This window comes from Legionella pelazae, assembly GCF_052527395.1.
This window is the reverse complement of record NZ_JBNVZS010000007.1, coordinates 17,834-38,979: the sequence shown is the minus strand read 5'-3', so window position 1 is coordinate 38,979 and position 21,146 is coordinate 17,834. Positions and strand designations below refer to the sequence as shown.

The window sequence follows — 21,146 nt, the reverse complement described above, 5'->3', positions numbered from 1 at the left end:
CTTATTCAGCAACTATTTATTGTTTAGCACTAAATACTCTGTCTTTTGTATTACTACAACAATAGGAGTATTAACCAAAAACCTAAGTAATCTGATGCCTCTTGAAACAGTTGTACAGACTTATCAAGAGAATTCCCTAATCCAGTTGAATTTCGCTACTTCCCGGTAATTTAGTTACAGCGTCATCACCTAATAGCAACGATGGTGTTGTGTACCCAGCTTTCACTTTGTTATTGAGGACAAATTCCACTGCCATCAGACTACCTGTGACTGTCAATGCGTAGCCATTTGCTGTTTTAAGGCGCGCAGACTTGCGTGTTCCACTGGCATTTTTTACTTCACCCCATATCCAAGTTGATTGCTGCTTTCTTTGTTTGGCATCAGGACCATTTTGATGCGAAGCTTTTTTCTTTAGCCAGTTTTGAACAAAATTAAACCGAAAAATCCAACGTATAAAGTCTATCCTTTTCATTAAGGAGATTTGCCTCTTACTAGCCGGAATATAAACTTCAATGTTTGGAATACGCGTTGAATAATAGGCCGTACTAATGTCTCCCCATGGAATGGTCATTGCCAACTTCTCACCATTGCCAAAATTAATAGATCGAGTTTTATAGGCAAAAGGTACGTCCTTTAATTGGCCATTTATCCTGATTTTACCTCCGCTAGCTAGTCCTTCTATAGCTGTTTTGGTAGTTCCTGGAGAAAGGGGTGACTTCGAATCAAAGCCCAAGGTCAATTGATTGGCATCGGGTAAAGCTTGTTTGAGCGTATGAGCAATGCAATCGGTTGGTATGACATCAAACCCTACGCCAGGACACAGCAGTATATTGGCTTCCTTGGCTTTGTTATCACATTTTTGAGCGTATTCAAAGACATCGATTTCACCAGTAATATCTAGGTAATGAGTATGATTTTTCAAACATGCTTTGATTAGTGGTTTGCTAGTTGCTGAAAAAGGCCCAGCACAGTTTAAAAGCAGTGTCATATTAGAAATATGATGAGTAATTTGTTCTATATCATTTAGTCCAAAGATACGGTAGCTTAATCCAAGCTCATTGGCTAGTTTTTTAACTTGGATTTCATTGCGTCCAGCTAATATGGGATGCATGCCTCTGGCCTTTGCCTCCTTAGCAATTAGAGCCCCAGAATAACCATTCGCACCATATATCATCCATTCCATAAATTTAACCCTATCCGGTAGTTTGATTATCATATTCTTAGATTGTAAAGAGAAGATAGGACGTTTACAAAAATAATAGATTCCCTGGCTAATCTTATCTATTTGCCCATTACTAATCATTATAGAAGGATGATTGTTTGAATTACTTGTATTTTCTTCTAGGACAATCCTTGCTTCACTTGTTAGCTTATAATTTTTAGCCGCCTGACACATGTCAAGACAAATCCTTAACCCAGAAATATTTTCTCGAATTACATTATCAATAATGAAAGAAGCGATTTAATAATAGGTTAAAAATTATTTTTCATTCTTAGCTATTAAATGAGGATAATCTTTTACACCATAGCAGAAAATTTTGATAAAGTTGAAGGATTATAGTATTTATAATGTAATGAACATGTTGTTAAAATAAAAGATTCTTATTTTAATCTCTATGTTTGATAAAGCTCAAAACATTTATTTTAAATAAATCAATGAATTTTCAATGAATCATAATGAACAAGCACTCCAATGGGCGATTCAATATTTATCTTCCTGGGTGGGCTGTGAGCAAATTAGTTCACATAGAGTAGTTAACACTCCTTATTCTGTAGTTACAAAGCTAGAGACTAATCAAGGTGTTTTTTATTTAAAGCAAACGCCGGAACTATTATTTAAAGAATCTAAAACGTTAACTTTTCTCAACGTTAAAAAATTCAGAAATATACCAGAAATCATCGCTGAAAATGTAGAATTATATTGCTTTCTTACCACTTCTTGTGGAGACGAATCTTTGCGCCAGCTTTTTAAGGAGAGAATGGATGTTAAGCAGTTAGAGTTGGGAATTATCAATTATACAAAAATACAAAGATTATTAGAAAACCAACTGGGTGAGTTACTTTCTTTATTTTCTGACTGGCGGCTATCCCGATTACCTTCATTATTTTATAAATTACTAGAAAATGAAAAATTATTAGTAAGCGATGGGTTAACAATAAAGAAAATTGATAAGTTACATCAACTTTATCCAACTTTTACTAATTTATGCGATGAACTGTCTCAATTTAAAATACCTGAAACAATTAATCATTGTGATTTTCATGAAAATAATATGATTTGGAATAGTAAAACTGGCGAAGTAAGTATTATTGATTGGGCCGAGGTAGTCGTTTCTCATCCGTTCTTCTCTTTAAACGGCTGCTTGTGGAATATCAATTATTTTCATAAAAATAAAATAATAAAGAAAGATTTTAATCGCTTGAAACACATCTGTGTTGCTCCTTGGATAGATTTCTTAGCAAAAGGTGCTTTGCTTAGAGCATTAAAGTTATGTGATCAGATAAATGGTGTGTTTGCTGCATTAGCTTATGAAAGAATGTATTGTGCAACTAAAAATTTAACCAAAACTGTTCAGCGAGAACATAGAGGAGCTATTGCAGGATGTTTAACCTCTTTTTTATCCGCTAATAAAAACATCAAAAAATAAAAGAGTAGAAGAGGTAATTATTTATGAACAACTAAGCAAACATTTAAACTCAAAGGTGGTAATTATGCGACGTTTTTCTCGTAAGATGAATAGACTAATCACAAGTCTATGTTTATTTTTGCCCTTTACAAGTTTTGCTAATAATGCCTGTTCGCGTTTAGATAACAATATGAAGGTAGCAAGCTGGGCTTATGAAGTAATGCTACAAACCTATAATTTTAATTTCGTGAATCCTTCTAAAGAAAAAGCACAAGCTTATTTTACAAAATCAGCCTGGCTTAGTTACAAAAAAGAATTTAATCTAGATGAAAATATTAAGGAAGTCGTTAATAAAAAATTAGTTTCCAGTGTAGGCTTAAGAGATGCTCCTTTATTTTTTACAGCAGACTCCTAACAGCTGGACATTACGCCTACCCTTAATCCTCAATTATCAAAATGCAATGGCTCACAAAATAAAAAATATCAATGTAGAAATGACAATAACTAGAGATTTAGAAGCAGATGATTGTTTAAAGGTTGCCGCTATACATAAAAGACCTATCGCTAGAAAGTAGTGCATGTTAATTTTTTGCTTAAGCTAACATTTAAATTAAATTGTATAGTGAAGAAAGCGTATTAACTTTTGCAATAGGGCATCAACTGTAAATACAATAAAGGTACTTTCAGCCTCTAAGTGCGAATTTCTATTTAGGCGAATTCAACCCGCTAATGCACTTGATTTCCTAGAGTCTTACTTTTTGATTTGTGCCTGTCCTATTAATTTAGGCAAATAACAACCCTATTTAATAATTTATTAATCATTTTATTATATAATTGAACAATTGTTATTTGTTTATTTGTTTATAAGAAATCTGTGAGCTTAAGCGAACGCCCTTTTTCTTATATCTATTTTTTGATTAGGATTAATTAGCATGCCTAGAAAGATACTCATCCGCCCTGACTTAGAGAGCAAGCTTCTTGAGGAAGCCGGCCATAAAAAAGCACTCAGCCACTTTATGAACGAGCAAGACAAAAAGGGGTTAAATTTAGAAAAGCTGCAAGGTAGCTTGGGTGAACAAGCCCTCTACACGATTCGTACCAACAAAAAGAGCCGTCTTGTTCTTTGTCCTGTTGCCAGTCCTACCGGTCAAGTTTGGTTATTAATTGAGATATTAACGCATCATGATTATGAGAAATTAAAAGAAAAACCGCAAGGGTGGCTCAGTCGGCAGATTGCTAAAACGCAACAGGCCGAGATTGAGTTTACCGAGGTTTTAGAAGAGCAGCAAACGGGTAAGGAGGAAGCAGACGAGGGAGATAATGACATCATTATAGAGTCCTCAAGCCGTATCGAATTTTATAATCAACGTTTTATTTTATTCAGTGAAGGGCAAGCGAAGGCAAAAGCAGCAGGCGAGCATGCGATGCCCTGCGTCGTGACCGGTCCCCCTGGCTGCGGCAAAACGAGTGTGGGGTCTTCGGTGGTGCGGCAAAATGTTCTACGTGCCATGAACAATCAGTCAGAGCCCAAGCCTATTTTAGTGCTTGCCAAATCAGCTAATTTAATTCACTTTTTAGCCCAAGATTGGCAGGCGTTTTGTGCCGAGTTTCCTGAGGAGATGGATTCGGCGTGGGTGGTGTTTAAAACCCCCCAAATGCTGTATCAAGATAATCATGGTGCGGTGACATTTAAAGGCGAAGACGAGTTTATTGCTTGGTTTTGCAAGGAGCTCGAAACCCAAAACCAATTAAAGAAAAAAGACAAAACAGCACTACCGCTACCGGTGCGTAAGGAGGAAGCCCCGTTAGTTTATCAAGAATTACACACCATGTCAGGTTACAGCTCCTTTGAGGAATATAGAGATTTAGTCACCAGTAAGTTATCGTTATTTCCTAATCTAGACACACGCGAGTGCGAGTGGCTGTGGCAAGTTTATGAACATTACATGAAAAAACTGGCTAGCAATAAGGAAGTTGATTTGGCTTTCCTGCCCATTGAGTTGCAGAAAACGTATGATTTTATTGTCGTTGATGAAGCGCAAGATTTATCAAGACGGCAAATCAGCTCACTCGCTCAGCAATCAGAACGTATTATTTTTTGTGTAGGCGACCATCAACGCTTGTTTGGTAGTGAAACCACGGTGCCTTTTATTCGCTCGGTTTACAGGCAAAAAGCGGGAAAGGATATCACCACGGTGGTGCAGTTAGACGCCTCCTACCGCTGCCCCAACGAAGTCATTGCGCTGGCTAATGGGGTTTTGCGCCTGAAATATCAAGCCATAGGTGGCAAAGAGTTTCTGGATAAAAATGAGCTGGTGTCTGTGCAAGCCAATCCGGCCTTAAGCCAAGCAGGTAATGTCTATTGGCTTGAGCAAAAAAAAGAACTTTCCCCGCTTATCAATGACAGGCACAATGTTCAGTTTGCGGTGATTACCAGCCCTGAATTCATCGCTGAAGCCGCGAGCTTATTTGGCCGGGAGCGGGTCTTTACACCCGAGAGTATTAAAGGGCTTGAATACGACCATGTCTTACTTTACCGCCTTTTAGAGCAGGATGAGTACAAGCAGGCGAATCCGGCCATTGGTGAGGGCTTTGATGCGCAAAATGCAAGCGTTGCGAAGAGTACGGAAGGCAGCATTCGCCATAGCACGGCCTTTAATGAGCTGTTTGTCGCCGTCACCCGAGCCCAAGTGTCCGTCTCCATTTATCAGCCACCTTTAAGAGACATTCGCTTCATCAGTGAGGCATTAAAGCAATTAGTGGCAGCCCTGACTAACAGCCCTAGTAACAACAACAATAATAACAATAACAACCCTCCAGTGCATGTTCAAAGTAAGGCCACACAATCATCGGCAGAAGAATGGCGGCAGCGGGTTGCCCTCCTTAGACAACAAGGCTTAGATGACCAAGCACAAGCCATCATTGATAAGTACTTACAGGACGATAAGACGCCGAGTGTGTCTGTTGTGGCGGAGGCAAAGCACCTAACAGCCACAAGCCAGACATCAACCTCAACTGGTTATGGGACTCGAAGAAAAAAAGCCAGCAAAAAAGCGACCCCTTCTAACCCCTCACGCCACTTACTTGAGGATGTCATTAACAACAAACCCGGGGCAATGGAAAAGCTTCTCCAACATAAAGAGGTCATTCACTATCTATTTCATACTGCCTTAAACACGATCAACGCCAACCTCCCTGCTCTTTCGTTGATGGACTACTTTAAAACGGAGCAAGACAAGGGTAAAGACAACGCGCTTTTAAAAGCCCTCATTAACCGCTTAAATGAAGTGGCTAAATGGGCTAAGCCAACACAAGCACAACAAGAGCAACAAGATGCGTTTATGGCACTCCTTTACTATAAACCCGATAGCCTCCCTTTTAGTTTATCAACACTCTTGCTAAAACAACTTACTGCAGGCTCACAGGCTTATAGTTTTATTCTTCAATTTAAGAATAAAAGACGAGAAGAACTTACTAAAGAATTAGCAAAAGGCCATCTTAAGGCAGTAGAGGCCTTACAACGCCTAGGGCTTCTTAATGCTTGGGATAGCCAAGGCAATACGCCTGCGCAAGTTGCAATATGCTCTGGTCAATGGGAAATCTTTGATGTCTTAGTCAAACGCGGTGCAGAGGTGAATAAGCCTAGTAAAATTGGGGTAACGTCTCTTATTATGGCGGCAAAATTTAACCAGGTAAAAGTAATCACCCAATTAAAAGCGCTGGGCGCCAAGATCAACATCTCTCAAACAGGTGAAACTTCACTTTATATTGCCTCAGAAAGAGGTCATGTAGGTGCTATCAATGCCTTGTTAGCAAACTTAAGTGAGGAGCAAATTGTCGAGCTCATCTATAAGCCTGATGCTAATGGCGCCACGCCACTTTTTGCTGCGGCATATAATGGCCATGTAGGTGCTATCAATGCCTTGTTAGCAAACTTAGGTGAGGAGCAAGTTGCAGAGCTCATCAATCAGCCCATGGCTAATGGCGCCACACCACTTTTTGTTGCGGCACAAAATGGCCATGTCCCAGTCATTAACAGATTGAAAGAGTTAAACGCCAAAGTAAACCTCTCCCTTAACACTGGCGAAACCCCTCTTTATATTGCAGCACAAAATGGCCGTGTAGATGCTATCAATGCCTTGTTAGCAAACTTAAGTAGTGAGCAAATTGCAGAGCTCATCAATCAGCCCAATGTTAATGGCACCACGCCACTTTTTATTGCGGCACAAAAGGGCCATGTCCCAGTCATTAACAGATTGAAAGAGTTAAACGCCAAAGTAAACCTCTCCTGTAACACTGGCGAAACGCCTCTTTATATTGCAGCATGCAATGGCCATGTAGATGTTATCAATGCCTTGCTAGCAAACTTAAGTAGTGAGCAAATTGCAGAGCTCATCAATAAGCCTGCTGCTAATGGCACCACGCCACTTTATATTGCGGCATATAATGGCCATGTAGATGTTATCAATGCCTTGCTAGCAAACTTAAGTCGTGAGCAAATTGCAGAGCTCATCAATCAGTCCATGGCTAATGGCGCCACGCCACTTTTTATTGCGGCACAAGAGGGCCATGTCCCAGTCATTAAAAGATTGAAAGAGTTGAACGCCAAAGTAAACCTCTCCCTTGACACTGGCGCAACCCCTCTTTTTATTGCGGCATACCATGGCCATGTAGATGCTATCAATGCCTTGCTAGCAAACTTAAGTAGTGAGCAAATTGCCGAGCTCATTAATCAGTTCGATGTTGATGGCGCCACACCACTTTTTATTGCGGCACAACAGGGCCATGTCCCAGTCATTAACAGATTGAAAGAGTTAAACGCCAAAGTAAACCTCTCCTGTAACACTGGCGCAACCCCTCTTTATACTGCGGCATGCCATGGCCATGTAGCTGCTATCAATGCCTTGCTAGCAAACTTAAGTAGTGAGCAAATTGCCGAGCTCATCAATCAGCCCGGTGCTGATGGCACTACGCCACTTTATATTGCGGCACAACATGGCCATGTCCCAGTCATTAAGAGATTGAAAGAGTTGAATGCCAAAGTAAACCTCCCCCGTAACACTGGCGCAACCCCTCTTTATATTGCGGCACAAAATGGCCATGTAGATGCTATCAATGCCTTACTAGCAAATTTAAATGAGGAGCAAATTGCCGAGCTCATCAATCATCCTACTGCTGATGGCGCAACCCCTCTTTATATTGCGGCACAAAATGGCCATGTAGATGTTATCAATGCCTTACTAGCAAATTTAAATGAGGAGCAAATTGCCGAGCTCATCAATCATCCTACTGCTGTTGGCGCCACGCCACTTTTTGTAGCGGCACAACATGGCCATGTCCTAGTCATTAAAAGATTGAGAGAGTTGAACGCCAAAGTAAACCTCTCCCTTAACACTGGCGAAACCCCTCTTTTTACTGCGGCATACTATGGCCATGTAGATGCTATCAATGCCTTGCTAGCAAACTTAAGTAGTGAGCACATTGCAGAGCTCATCAATAAGCCCAATGCTAAGAGCGCCACGCCACTTTTTGCTGCGGCGCAAAAAGGAGGTCATACTAGTATTGTTTCTTGTCTATTGAACATAGGGGCTTCCTGCTTTGATGCTTGCCAAACAAACAGTGAGATTTTAATTAGCGTTGCCAAGGATTCAGGAAAGGAAGAGACCTTGGCCCGAGCAAAAACCTTCATTGAAAGTAAAGGACTAACCGTTGATTCAACAGAGAAGACGCTGCCTATTTTACCTCATGAAATTGCCTATATTATGGGCCATAATGAGATAGGGCAACTTATTCAAGCTAAGATGTCTTTACCTCCAATACATATTAATAGTCATTTTGGATTTTTTAAAGAAGAAAAAGCTGCAAAATCAAAAGTTGACGAGGCCTTGCAAAGAGATAAAAATTCCTCCATCACGGATAAGGTATACACCTAGCCAAATCCTCAGTTAGAGTAATCTATTCTAGGCTTTTGATTATTGTTAGAAAATTAAATCTAATCTAATTAGAGCTCATTTTGCTAATTTACAATTATAAAAAATAGGATGCTTTTCTGTTAGCAAAAAAGATATTATCTAAGAAATAAAATTAAATAACCTCTACCTCTTCAGCTCGTAACCCTTTTTTCCCTTGACCTACTGTAAAACTTACTCGCTCGCCTTCAGATAAGCTTTTAAATTCACTTGTTTGAATAGCACTAAAATAGCGCCATTTTGAAATTGGTTGGATTTTTACAACTCATAAGCTTTAAGGAAAATATGGCCATTATAAAATTGATTCATTCTACAACATCGCTGTATTTTGTAACCTTATATAAAGCGCTTACCGCCTATTTTATTAAAAATAAAGTCAATTACACATTTAACACGCGCAGAAATATGTCCAGGATGTAACAAGTAAATTGGTTGCCATTCATTAAAATTGAGATGTTCAAGGAGAGGAGTAAGTTTGCCTTGTGTAATATCTTCTCTTACCATGAATGCAGAAAGACGTGCAATGCCTCCACCTGACAGCACCATTCTAGCAATGCTTTCACCATTATCTGCGCTAAATGAATTTTTAGCATACCATTCCCAAGTTGTTTTTTTGTTTTTAAATGGCCAACGATTTAATTCAGGATGACCATAAAAATTAAGGCAAATATGTTTTTCAAGATCAGAGAAATCTCTAGGAATACCATGCTGTTTTAAGTAGTTTGGTGACGCGACTAATATCATTTTACTTTCTGCAAGTTTGCGCATTTTTAAAGATGAATCCGATAATTTCCCAATTCGAATTGCGATATCACAACGTTCTGCAAGCAAATCAACCACAGCATCTGTACTTAATAAAATGATTTCAATCGTTGGATTTAAAAATGTAAACTCAGATAGAGTAGGAATTAGTTGATGTAAAGCAAAAGGTATTGAACAAGTGATGCGAACTTTACCTTTTGGTTGAGAAGTAAGTGATGTCTCAGCTTCTTTAATGTCTGCGAGAATACGAACCACTTTATGATAGAAACGCTCGCCTTCTTCCGTTAGAGCAACTTTGCGTGTAGTACGATGCATTAATCTTACACCTAATCTTGTTTCTAATCTCAAAATGAGTTTGCTGATTGAAGAAGGATCCATTTGTAAACGGCGTGCAGCTTCAGAAAAATTTCCACTGTCTACTACATGAGAAAAAATTTCCATCTCGCTAATACGATTATTATTTAATTCTTTCATCTATGAAAATGTATCATAAAACATATGACTATTGGGATATTGATTCATTGAATAAACATAGCATAATAGAAGTCCAATATCTACATTAAAAGGCTATGTGAAAATGAAGTATTTTATAGGCATCTTTATGTTATTTTTGTCTAACTTACCCGCTCAAGCCTTAACCATCAATAAACTGAATAAGGCAGAAGATAATATACTCCATACCACCGTATTTCATAATAAAGATCATAAGACATTAGAGTTCTTGGTGACCTTTGGCGTTGGCTACGGCGATGGAAATAATTGCCAAATAGTAAAACAAAGAGTTTTTAAAGCAATCCACCCTGATGGTTTTGAGGCACATAATTATGGTCGATACCTAGCTAAAGAATATGGCCCTGAATTGTTTACATGTGTGCATGAAAACCTTCATGTTATGGGTAGCCAATATCCTGATGAAAACATGACTTACTCTTTAACTAATAATGGAGAGTACTATACAAGTGCCATCCCTAACAAAACAGATGTTTATCCAAAATAAATAGAGGTTATATGAAATATCTTACTTTAAACAATATAAAAATACCGGCAATAGGTTTTGGTAGTTTAAGCTCTATGGTTAAACGCTTTATCAACCTTAAAGGCTTGTCTCCTATAGGTTAAATAGTGAATTTTTGTTTAATTAACTGAAAAAATAAAATATGAAAATTGATTTAAAAGGTAAAAAAGCCCTCATAACAGGATCAACAAAGGGCATTGGGCTTGCTATTGCTAAAAACTTAGCAGAAGCTGGTGCGAAAGTTTACTTAAATGGCAGATCGGAAGAAGGCTTAGAAAAGGCTAAAGAACAGATCCTTACTGATTTTCCAAGAGCGGACATCGTTACTGTAGCAGCTGATCTTCAAGATCAAGAAGGGGCTGAAATTATTTTTAAACAGATTCTTGATATTGATATCTTAATTAATAATCTTGGAATTTTTGAGCCTACGCCTTTTTTTGAAATTACAGATTCAATCTGGTTAAAGTTTTTCAATGTTAACTTCATGAGCGCAGTTAGAATGACTAGACACTTTACGCCAGGTATGGTACAGAAAAAATGGGGCCGGGTGATTTTTATATCAAGTGAATCTGCCATTCAAATACCGGTTGAAATGATCCACTATGGAATGACTAAAACTGCACTTCTTGCTCTTTCGCGTGGGCTGGCCGAAACAGTAGCGGGTACTGGCGTAACGGTAAATACGGTTATGCCAGGTCCTACAAAGACAGAAGGTGTTGAATTATTTGTTCGGCAATTAGCTGCTGATCCTCAAAAAAATTTTGAGGAACTAGAAAAAGAATTTTTTACTCATTTTCGACCAAACTCACTGATTAAACGATTTGTAACACCTAAAGAGGTAGCAAATCTTGTAACTTATATTGCTTCTCCTGAGGCATCAGGAACGACAGGTTCAACCTTGAGAGTTGACGGTGGACTAGCTCAATCACTTCTTTAAGGGACTTTCCTCTAGAAGTAGCGAGCCATAGCAATAAGAAGGCTTAAAGGGTTTAGTCATTGCTAGTTAATGCCTTAGCTACGCTTTATAGAATTTATGTGGGGAAGTTGTTATTTTTTGTTATCGTTAATTTGAATCAGCTTTAATAGAAGTCACTAATTTGTTAGTGAAATATACTTTATAGGCAAAATCCTCAGGAGAGGTCTGATAAGTCCACACTTCCGTAAGATAAGGTGCTGAGCCATAAATAGCACCAGAAGAATTATATAAGGGTTGAGTCGTGCTTAATGTTTCTTTCTTTTGGGGATCACCACACTTTTGCTCTACTTGTTCCTGAGTATCACCTTCATAGACTAAGTTGCCTTGACAACGTAGAGCCCAACTTGTGTCTACTACCGAAAACAAGATAATAAGAAAGAATATTACTTTCATAAAAATTTCAGCCGCAATCTATAATATTAATTATAGTATTAACTAATAACCAGCCTAAACCTTCAAAACTAGTAGGTTATAGGGGCCCTAAGGGATTTAGAATTATTTTATCAAACACTTATTTACAGCTATTAATATAGAGATTAGATCAGATTTCATAGTTAAATTCCATAAATCTTATTGTTTATACGCCACAACAGTCGGAAATATTTTTGCATCATCATATATAAATTGTATATTTTTAAATCCGGCAGCTTTTAATTGCTCATTAGTTTGCTCTGATGATCGATAGCATTGAAATTTTGCTTCGATAATATCGGCAAAAATAATTTTTTGAATGAGTAAATCATTCTGATTAATTTTAGATAATTCCCATTCACAGTGATTTGTTAAAATATGAGGGTAAGTTAAGAAACTTGCTACTAGCTGGCCATCAGGTTTTAAAGCTTTATAAAATTGGTGATATAATTCAGTTACTTTTTCATCGTCAGGTTCATAAATATTTAGTTCATTACTCGAAATCAAATCAAACTCTTCTTGAAAGGCAAGATCCCAGGCATTCTGTTGAACTAAATGCATGAAATTTGTTCACAAAATGATAAATTCTAAACAAATTTTTCGAAAGATTAACTTATCTAGAAGTGAAATTAAGCTATACTGCAGGCTTTCTAAATTTAAATATAGTTAGTATGCTGTATCTAATTAGAGGAACAAGTGAGAAAATTTATAAAACCTTTGGTTTATCAGCATTATTACGTGCTGGGACAACAAGCAAAGATATTGAAAAGGATTTATTTCGTACTTTATTCCTTGGCAGTAAAGAAGATTGTCAATATCATATTCATACTTGGTTAGATAGGGCTAAAAGTGATTATAAATATTATAGCCAGGGCAATATGTCGGCAGGAAATTTATTTCTGCTCTTTGGCTTAGAGCCCTTTTTTAAAGAAAATGAAGAGCTAACTGACTATTACACCAATAAGGTTAATTTTCATTTTGCCTTTATAGATCAAAATAAGGTTTTAAATGGCTTAAGTTTATATTACCGTCGCGATGATCCAACAAAATGGATGATTGGTTTAATTAAACATACTAATTTAGCACCCAACGAACGCAAAGTTTTCATTTTAACGAGCGTTAATCCGGAACCTTTTACCAAAAATAAAAAGGCTAGACCAGGAAATTTAATTTCAGCTACAGAGGCAGTGATTTTTACTGCATTACTTAATCAACCTTTGCTTACTCGTCTACTTAATTTAAGTATTACGCCTAATGGCCAAATTAACTCTAATTTAGAAGTCGTTGGCCAATTTTTACAGTATGTAGACTTAAGTGATAACTATCAAGATAATCAAGAATTACTTGCAACGTTAAAAGAATCGCCTAGTGAGATTCTCTCTAATAAAGCATTACAAGTAGCGCAGTATTTACAATTAGAGTTATCCATCTCTCAAGTCTTTAATTGTCTAGATGAGACAAGCCTACTTTACCGATGTATATGCTATTTATCACAATTTAAAGTAACGAAAGCAAGACAGTCGGGTGATCTCTTACTGCTCTTTAATCAGGCTGGATTAATCGAAAAATGGGATATTGTTATGCAAAATAAACTACTAGCGAAGCATTTATTTGCTGTGTCTAGTAGTTTACAAGTTTCTTTTTTAAAATATGCTTTTAGTGATGAATTTATCCCTTCTTTACTCTTTCTTGTTAACCATAATGAATTTGCTTCTTTTTATGAGAAACTTAATAAAGAAGAAAAAAATATTAACATTATATGGCGCAATTTAGCTTTGTTAGCGCAGTTAGAATGGCAATTGCCGAAAGAGAATTTTAAGCGAGCGCTTCTTTTTAAATTAATCTTTAATATAACTAATATTGCTTGTTTTCAGACTTTAATAAATACTTTGCAAAATAATGAATTAAATCTTGAGAAAATTTTTAATGCCACGGAGCTTGCTCAATTTTTGGCAGATGGCTTTTATTTTAGCCATTTATCATGGCAAGACACTATTAATTTGGCACGTTTGTGTCAAACAACTGAGCAAGCTCAGGCCTGCCATAATTTATTTAAATTAGGATGTAATTTAAATACAATTTCTTCTTTGCTGGCTGCCCCTTGGCAACTACCTATTCTTAATAACTTAGCTATGTTTGAAACAAACAAGCCTACAATCTTTGAGTCCTTGAATTCTTTAAAAACACAGCCGAACCCTAATAGAAAATCGACACTAATTCAGGCTGTTAAACTATTAGAGACCAATGAGCACTCCATTGCTCCCTTTTTAAAAGATGATTTAAAAAGTGAGCAATTGTGCCAAGTGCCTAATTTGCTTAAAAAGCAAAAACCAACTGTGCAGCCTATTTTAATGAAAATGGCTTATACGACTATTACCACAGGCCGCATCGAACTGTTACCAGCAGAGCTTAACTTACTTAAGGGAGAGGTAAGTTCTTATTTCATATTCCAATTTATTGCTACTTTGAAAATAATGAATTCCTTAGAAACTTTACAGCTTGACAACAGCAAGGAAATAGTTGAATTTTTAACTCAGACAAACAAGGAAAGAGCCCTTTTTATAAAAGTAATAAGTACTCTTGAATATGAATGTCATAAAATTAGAACACGACTTAGACAAGAGTTGCCAGATAAGTTAGAGGAGGTTGAACAAGAAGAAAAAATTTATCGTAAAAAGATGTACTCGATAATATTTAAGCAAATTAATTATCCTACTTCAGAAAAAGATTTACTTAGGGAAATTAAAGCGGCTGAGCGGCCTTTTTTAGCTGTTGCTGATATTGATCATCATCCTTGGCTAAGATATACATTAGCTACTATTACTAATACCGTTACTTTGTTATTAACAGCGGGACTTGCTAATTTTTATCATTATAAACGTTCAGGAGATTTCTTCTTTTTTCAACATACTGCTTCTAGGGAGTCTATAAAAGCGTTAGATATTAATATTGCGGAGCAACTCAAACTCACTATAAGTGCATAGCTATTTAATTTTGATGTCATTAGCATGATCAGAATAAGATGTTAATAGCTGCCATCTTTTTTGTAAAAAAGTGCTAATATCATATTAAATGATTAAAAATTAAGTTATTATTTTTTAAGCAAATTTAATTTAAAATAAACATTGGTAATCAGCAAATGATTAGTATGTTAGCAATTCTTTTTAAGTCGGTGCATGTTTGTTATTAAAAATACTATTGAACAAATCTGCATTTTCTGCTTAATATGAATATATTCTGCTGATACCAGAAAATAAGGAAATAGAGCCATGCCTTTGCCAAGTAAGGCTTTACGATATGGCCAGTTAGTTTTTAAAAGCGCCGGAGAAGCGGTGCCTACCTCAGGCCATGAAGTTTTCAAGATCGAGTTTATCGACACAGCTGGCGAGACAAAGAAAGGATTTTATAAACCTCTCGCTCCCTCATACCCTCGTATACTAGCTGAGTACTCGGTTGCTAGTAGTGTTTTTATGAGCACTTTTGTCGATCGAGTAGCTGAAGAGCGGTTGGTATTTAATGATAATAATGAAGTTATTGGTACCATTTCAATTGCCATCCCTAATTTTAAGCCTCTACTACAGTGGACTGATCCTACCCCTTCTGATCCACAAGAAAAGGAGCTGGTTTGTCCTAGTGTAGAATCCTTATTGTTAAATAATTTTGCTGAGTTCATAGCAATCATATTAACAATTGGCGAAGATGACGAACACCCTAAGAATATCTCGACTCAAGGGTTAATTGATGGCGATATGCGTTTTTATGATATCACCTACATCATGAAAGGCGGCCGATTAAGCGATAGTTTTTTAAAGGCGCCGCCAGAAGTACTCATGCGCATAAAAGGAAGTCAACTAGATAATTTACCTAATTCGCTTCCGGGAACCCATTCGCCAGCTCGTACAATTCCTGCCAATGGTAATGTTACTAAGATTTATAAAAATTTTGCTGAGTTTCAAAAGCTGGCTACTAACCCAGTTCTTCTTACTGAAAATGGTTCTATTTCATTTCAAGAGCAACTATTTGGTGCTTTTCTAAAGCAATTAATTCTTTTTGACCCAGAATTAATACGTGCACGACTTGAACATTATTTTGGTGATACTAAATTTGATTATTCCTGTCTAGATGAAAAGCAAAGAGCCGAATTAAAAAGAGTCCACCCAGCTTACTTTAAGCCAGAATTTGAAGGACAGGAAACTTTTGTTGATCACATGATGAAGGTTTTGTACGATCGTTATCAACAATTGTATAGAGCTGTTGTTTTCTATCCAGGCTGTCCTAAAAATGAAAGTGGTGCCCCAGTTGCTTCTTTCAGCGATTATCTACGCAATAAACCTTCTGCCATTGGGCAGATTATCTCCCAAGTTGATGAGAAAAATAAAAAAATGAAACAAGCTTGGGATTATTATCAAAATGTCTCTGATAAAAAAAATGATGAAGAATTTATCCATATTAAAAAACCTTTAGATATTGATGCTTTTTTATTTAATTCTAATGCTTGGTTTCAGCCAGTAAAAATAGAGCAGAGATATCATCAAGTTTGGCGAGATTCACTCATTTTTTTAATTAAAGATAGTTTATCGCAAGCTAAACAATTAACTAAAGATTTAATTGATGAATTAAGAATTACACCCATAGTTTTACCTCAATCCGATAAAACTACCGTTGCCCTAGATGATACAGAGTTAACTAAAGCAGCTCAACTTTTAGAAGAGAATGATTTAGATATCGAGTCAATTACAGTTGATTGTGATAAAGACAATAGTATCTTGCTAGGCTTAAAAGAGTTAATTAAATTCAGAGAAAGTTTAAAAAAAGCCGCAGTAGATTATTATAAGTTAGAAAGGCATAAACTAACGACAGAAAAAAATCAAGAATTTTGTCGGCTTGTGTCCACTGCCATTGAGAATCATGAGAATAAAATTTACCATTATTTAGCTGGCACACGCTGGTCTAGGAAATTTGGTGAGTTAATGAGTAAGATCTTAAATCTCTATGGAAATTTTAATTTTCAAAGACATCTAAGTTCTGCAGATGCGCCTATTGAAAATAAAGTTAGACATAATTATGAAGAGCTGCTAAAGATTCCTCACACACATGAGGCAGTCGTATCAGAAGCTATTAAAGCTTTATTTGATTGGGTTAATAAATTAGATAAGTTGACTTTCAATGATGCTATATCATCTATTATTGCAGATTGTTATTCAGCAAGCTCATTAAATATTTTATCTAACCGCTATCGCGAAGAACCTGTAACCCAATATTTAAAAGCTAGTACAGATGATAATGCTAATAAATTAGCATTTATCTTAAGTTCTGGAGGGCACTCAAGTACTTCTTTGAATACGCAACTAATCAAACACTTAATGACTTTGTTTGTTTCGAAAACTATAAACTCTTATACCGTTAGTACGATTGAAGATAAGACATTAGGTGCAATAGATGTTAATTTAATTAGTGTTGAGTATGCCTGTGAACGTGGAAACTTTAATGAACATGTTTACACATTGCATGCTATTAAATATGCTAAAGAAGATCCACGTTTTACCCATTTATATTCTAATGATTCGTTAGCTCGCTTTAATAAATGGATGTATAAGTGGGTTGATAATTTAGAGCGCTCAACTTTTGAGGAGATAATTAGAAAAGCATTAAATCAATATCAACCCTATTCTTGGAACTTATTTAGTAAAAGAACCCGTGGCGAAAATATATATCAAGCTCTAAATGGTACAAACCATTCTAATTCAGGTATTCTTGCTAATATCTTTACGCAAGGTGAAATAAAAAGTAGCTCCCTTAATACTATTTTATTTAATTTATTATTGAAAATAATGCAAACAACTATTTCACTCAGTAAAGGGCCTGACGCAGATGCTCAATTGGTCATGAAAGTGGCTATAAATAATGATCATATACAATATTATTTGCAATCATTAGCAAATTATGCAAAAAATCAGACTTATGAAGCGCACCCTGCTTTGACAGGGCAACCTAAACCTATGACAAATTTAGCAGTTTTATAAACCAAAAGAATTAATAGAAGTGTTTACTAAGTTTTGAGTATTAGATTGAATTAAATAATCGAGATCCTTAATAAGCTCTTTTAGTGCTTTAAAATCATTTATATTAGGATTCAATTTAGTTTGCATGTTTTCTAAGGTATTGCTATATAGCTTAATTTCATCGTCCCAATCAAGGCTTTCTGATGCTTGAGCTGCAATAGCTAGTTTATCAGCCGCCTGGTTTAGTAAGGCAGTAAATTTCTCCTTATTAACTTCTTGATAAATTAAATTATTATTTTGAGCTTGCCATTTATCATAAAGAATTTTTACTATTAAAAGGCAAATAGGTAATAGAAGAATAAAACTAGCTAACCATATGAAGGAATTGTTGTCTTGTCTATTAGATATAGAACTTGAATTAGAAGGAAGTGAGGGCTGATTGATAGGGTGGCAAGATTTAAATGTTGTATTTAATTCAATTGCAAGTCTATTATTTGATGGCGCATTAAGTTTAGGCTTTTCTGTTTTGCTAAACAACGTGTTATAAGTTGATGCCTTAAGAGCGAATGACTCTGCTTGAGCAAGTTGATTATTAGAATTTTGCCTATGATGGATATCATTTGTACTTAATGAAAGGTTTACCTTTTTAGGCTTGGCTGGTAAACCCTGAGAAATACGCTGGTGATTTACCCAAGCATGCATGGAATCTATAAGTTGCTCTATTAAATTTTTGACATCGCTAATTAACTTAAGTTGTTCATTATGATTTTTCTGTTGATTTAAATGACTAATAACTTGATTAACTTGAGCAAGTAACTCATTGCTGGCTAAATGCAAATCACTCGGCGTTGTTGAAAAGCGTGCTAGGTTATCTTGATTAACAATAAAATTATCAATCCGAGTTTGTTTACTTTTAACAATTTTATCCCACCAAGTTAAATCTTGTTTCTCTTGAATGTATTTATGGTATGCTTGGGTATTAGCATCTAAAACAAGCAAAATATTCTTTTCTGACCGTTCGATAAACTGTTCGATACCTTGTAATAAATTATACATTTCTTCTCGAAATTGCAGCATTGTAAATACTTCACCTGCTTGATCAAATACTTGTAAAAGCTTATCTAAAATCATTTGAAATCGAACAATTTCTTGTAAGTCAGTAATACTTTCACCATACGCTGCTTTCACCTTGCTAGGTAAACTTTCTATAAACTTAAATTCAGGGCAATTATCTAACGTTTGCTCATTAATACTAACCGGTAAAAGGGTAGGATTTATGGCAAATTCTACTAATGCAGCACGATTAACAGTTGCACAAGATTTTGCAGCTAAGGTAGGAAATTGCGAATTAGCGTCTAATGATTGTTCGCTATTGGCAAAGAGTTCCCAATAAGGATGCGGATTAACAGGCTCTTGGGCTAAGGCAAAATGTAAAATAGTATGACGTAATTCCGCAACTTTATTAAGTTGCAGTTTTACGGCATGAAGGCGTTTTTTTAATTGTTGAGTGATAAGATTATGAATAATTTCAGACTCAATTTTAACCTCAAGACTATAGCGGCAATCTGCTAAGAATAAGCGATCACTTCCTGCAGTAGGAGATACATGTATTTCTATAGCTCGTAAATAGTGTCGTAATAATTGTAATTGTTGGGCAACATAGGTTGGATTATCAACTGTAGCGAGCCGCTTTAATATTTGCACAACATCCAACAAAACATAATTCATAGGTTGATTAAAGTGTTCGGGCGAAAGCTTACTATTACGAATTAGTAAATAATCACCAATGTTACGCATAAGCGTGCTTAATCCTGGCCAATTTAAACGTTGATTATCAATTAGGCCAATATGAAAATCATCCGAACTAAGTTCATGTCGTGGCCGAAACTCATTATTTAGAAACCAGGCATTCTCATTTTCATTAATAAAGGCAACTTCTTTATCCTCTGCAAACCAACTACTACTTGTTTGTAATAACTCTTCATCAAGTCCACTTGTGGAACGTGCTGTAAGTATACGTTGTCTAAATTGTAGTTCACTTGCTAGATAACAGTTTTCATGGTGAAGAGGCCAGCCAAAAAGGCCAAATCTAGATTGAGCAGGCATAGGGCGGTAGGGTAACTTATAGTGTCCTTCATGCATAAGACTCTCCTGATGATCAATTAAAACATGCGGGTTTCCTCTAAATAAATGAGCAGGGTTTATTAAATATTAGTTAAAATGACGCCTCACTCGTTTTTATAGGCAAAAAGTATTCTACAGTGTGATTATTAACACTTATTAACTATCATAAGTTTTAAAACTAATTCTATAATTAATTAGCCATAGATTTTTACTGTTGTAAATGCTTAAGCGAGGTAATCTTGTTGAATAAGTGCTAATTTAATATTAAATTTGTAAAGGAAATTGAGGACTTATATCTATAAAACATGACAAAGTGCTTTTTTTTCCGTTATGATGCTTTATACTTTAATTGATGTTTATTATGCTTACTGATTATTTAAAAACTCTACCTCAATATTTTACACCAAAGCATGCTTTAACTAATTTTGCCGGCCTGCTTGCTGGCGTAAAAATTCCTGTAGTTAAAAATCACTTAATCCGTCGTTTTGTGCAGAAATACGATATAGTTATGAGTGATGCTTGTGAAGAAAATCCCCTTAATTATGCCTGCTTTAATGATTTCTTTATTCGGCAATTAAAACCTGAAAAAAGACCATTAGCAGCAGCTGATATTGTTTCACCTGTTGATGGTGTGATAAGTGAGCTTGGTGAAATTAATAAAGGCCAAATATTACAAGCTAAAGGTCGTTATTATACGGTTGATGAATTTTTAGCTTGTGATAAGGATTTAAGTGATAAGTTTATTGCAGGGCGTTTTGCTACTTTATATCTGTCACCTAGAGATTATCATCGCGTGCATATGCCATTAACAGCAACGCTACTTAATATGGTTTATATTCCAGGCAAGTTATTCTCTGTGCAGCCAACAACGGCACGAGTAGTCCCTAAGCTGTTTGCTCGTAATGAAAGGCTTGTGACATTTTACGATACAGAAGTAGGTTTAATGGCCATGGTTTTAGTTGGCGCGACCATTGTTGGCGCTATTGGAACAAGTTGGCATGGAGAACTTTCGCGTGCTAAAAGGGAGCAGCATTTTGATTATCGCAATAGTCCTAAAATACTCAATAAAGGGGATGAGATGGGCTACTTTAAGTTAGGCTCAACAGTCGTACTACTGTTTGCCAATGGTCAACAAATACACTGGCTTGATACGCTTAAAGCAGGTGATACCATTCAGTATGGGCAAGCTTTAGGTAAAATAACATGAGTTAAGTATAAAAGAGATAAAGGCTCTTTATGACGCTAAGAGGGATCTAAAGA

Annotated in this window: 14 protein-coding genes; 8 read left to right on the top strand and 6 right to left on the bottom strand. The window is 36.1% G+C overall.

Annotated features, from left to right (window positions below; all coding sequences use genetic code 11):
- Nucleotides 1-136: 136 nt before the first annotated feature.
- Nucleotides 137-1,396 (bottom strand): saccharopine dehydrogenase family protein, encoded by a 1,260-nt coding sequence (locus ACQUW5_RS08785; protein ID WP_444990864.1) that lies wholly within the window; start codon nucleotides 1,394-1,396, stop codon nucleotides 137-139.
- 271 nt (nucleotides 1,397-1,667) lie between these two features.
- Here ACQUW5_RS08785 and ACQUW5_RS08780 point away from each other — a divergent pair, with 271 nt between their 5' ends.
- The 3 genes from ACQUW5_RS08780 to ACQUW5_RS08770 all read left to right on the top strand — a co-directional run bounded on the left by ACQUW5_RS08780 (nucleotide 1,668) and on the right by ACQUW5_RS08770 (nucleotide 8,560).
- Nucleotides 1,668-2,648 carry a phosphotransferase gene (locus tag ACQUW5_RS08780; RefSeq protein ID WP_444990863.1) on the top strand — a complete coding sequence of 327 codons (981 nt, stop codon included), beginning with the start codon at nucleotides 1,668-1,670 and terminating at the stop codon, nucleotides 2,646-2,648.
- A gap of 64 nt (nucleotides 2,649-2,712) precedes the next feature.
- Complete coding sequence (locus tag ACQUW5_RS08775) at nucleotides 2,713-3,042, top strand: DotI/IcmL/TraM family protein (RefSeq protein ID WP_444990862.1); 330 nt, start codon at nucleotides 2,713-2,715, stop codon at nucleotides 3,040-3,042.
- A 517-nt stretch (nucleotides 3,043-3,559) separates the two neighbouring features.
- The gene (locus ACQUW5_RS08770) at nucleotides 3,560-8,560 is read left to right on the top strand and encodes an ankyrin repeat domain-containing protein (protein ID WP_444990861.1); all 5,001 of its coding nucleotides are present in this window, start codon (nucleotides 3,560-3,562) and stop codon (nucleotides 8,558-8,560) included.
- A gap of 151 nt (nucleotides 8,561-8,711) precedes the next feature.
- Here ACQUW5_RS08770 and ACQUW5_RS08765 read toward each other — a convergent pair whose 3' ends face one another.
- Together ACQUW5_RS08765 and ACQUW5_RS08760 are read right to left on the bottom strand one after the other, a co-directional pair.
- On the bottom strand, nucleotides 8,712-8,816 hold the full coding sequence (locus ACQUW5_RS08765) for a cold-shock protein (protein ID WP_444990969.1): 105 nt from the start codon (nucleotides 8,814-8,816) through the stop codon (nucleotides 8,712-8,714).
- A gap of 116 nt (nucleotides 8,817-8,932) precedes the next feature.
- Nucleotides 8,933-9,832: a LysR family transcriptional regulator gene (locus tag ACQUW5_RS08760; RefSeq protein ID WP_444990860.1), complete on the bottom strand. Its 900-nt coding sequence runs from the start codon at nucleotides 9,830-9,832 to the stop codon at nucleotides 8,933-8,935.
- Nucleotides 9,833-9,935: 103 nt separating this feature from the next.
- Between ACQUW5_RS08760 and ACQUW5_RS08755 the strand changes: the two genes are divergently transcribed.
- Nucleotides 9,936-10,355 (top strand): hypothetical protein, encoded by a 420-nt coding sequence (locus ACQUW5_RS08755; protein ID WP_444990859.1) that lies wholly within the window; start codon nucleotides 9,936-9,938, stop codon nucleotides 10,353-10,355.
- Nucleotides 10,356-10,515: 160 nt separating this feature from the next.
- Complete coding sequence (locus ACQUW5_RS08750; RefSeq protein ID WP_444990858.1) at nucleotides 10,516-11,310, top strand: SDR family NAD(P)-dependent oxidoreductase; 795 nt, start codon at nucleotides 10,516-10,518, stop codon at nucleotides 11,308-11,310.
- Nucleotides 11,311-11,436: 126 nt separating this feature from the next.
- Here ACQUW5_RS08750 and ACQUW5_RS08745 read toward each other — a convergent pair whose 3' ends face one another.
- Together ACQUW5_RS08745 and ACQUW5_RS08740 are read right to left on the bottom strand one after the other, a co-directional pair.
- A complete protein-coding gene (locus ACQUW5_RS08745) occupies nucleotides 11,437-11,742 on the bottom strand; it encodes a DUF2845 domain-containing protein (protein WP_444990857.1) in 306 nt (101 codons plus the stop codon).
- 177 nt (nucleotides 11,743-11,919) lie between these two features.
- Nucleotides 11,920-12,321, bottom strand: coding sequence for a class I SAM-dependent methyltransferase (locus ACQUW5_RS08740; RefSeq protein WP_444990856.1), 402 nt, complete (start codon nucleotides 12,319-12,321; stop codon nucleotides 11,920-11,922).
- Between the two features lie 110 nt (nucleotides 12,322-12,431).
- On the opposite strand from ACQUW5_RS08740, the gene ACQUW5_RS08735 reads away from it, so the two are divergent.
- Both ACQUW5_RS08735 and ACQUW5_RS08730 read left to right on the top strand, forming a co-directional pair.
- Nucleotides 12,432-14,744, top strand: coding sequence for a hypothetical protein (locus ACQUW5_RS08735; RefSeq protein ID WP_444990855.1), 2,313 nt, complete (start codon nucleotides 12,432-12,434; stop codon nucleotides 14,742-14,744).
- A gap of 285 nt (nucleotides 14,745-15,029) precedes the next feature.
- Nucleotides 15,030-17,783: a hypothetical protein gene (locus tag ACQUW5_RS08730; protein WP_444990854.1), complete on the top strand. Its 2,754-nt coding sequence runs from the start codon at nucleotides 15,030-15,032 to the stop codon at nucleotides 17,781-17,783.
- Here the strand turns inward: ACQUW5_RS08730 and ACQUW5_RS08725 are convergent.
- Nucleotides 17,778-19,904: a hypothetical protein gene (locus tag ACQUW5_RS08725; RefSeq protein WP_444990853.1), complete on the bottom strand. Its 2,127-nt coding sequence runs from the start codon at nucleotides 19,902-19,904 to the stop codon at nucleotides 17,778-17,780. The two genes, ACQUW5_RS08730 and ACQUW5_RS08725, sit on opposite strands and share 6 nt — an antisense overlap.
- Nucleotides 19,905-20,247: 343 nt before the next feature.
- Between ACQUW5_RS08725 and asd the strand changes: the two genes are divergently transcribed.
- Nucleotides 20,248-21,093, top strand: coding sequence for an archaetidylserine decarboxylase (gene asd / locus ACQUW5_RS08720; protein WP_444990852.1), 846 nt, complete (start codon nucleotides 20,248-20,250; stop codon nucleotides 21,091-21,093).
- Nucleotides 21,094-21,146: the final 53 nt, after the last annotated feature.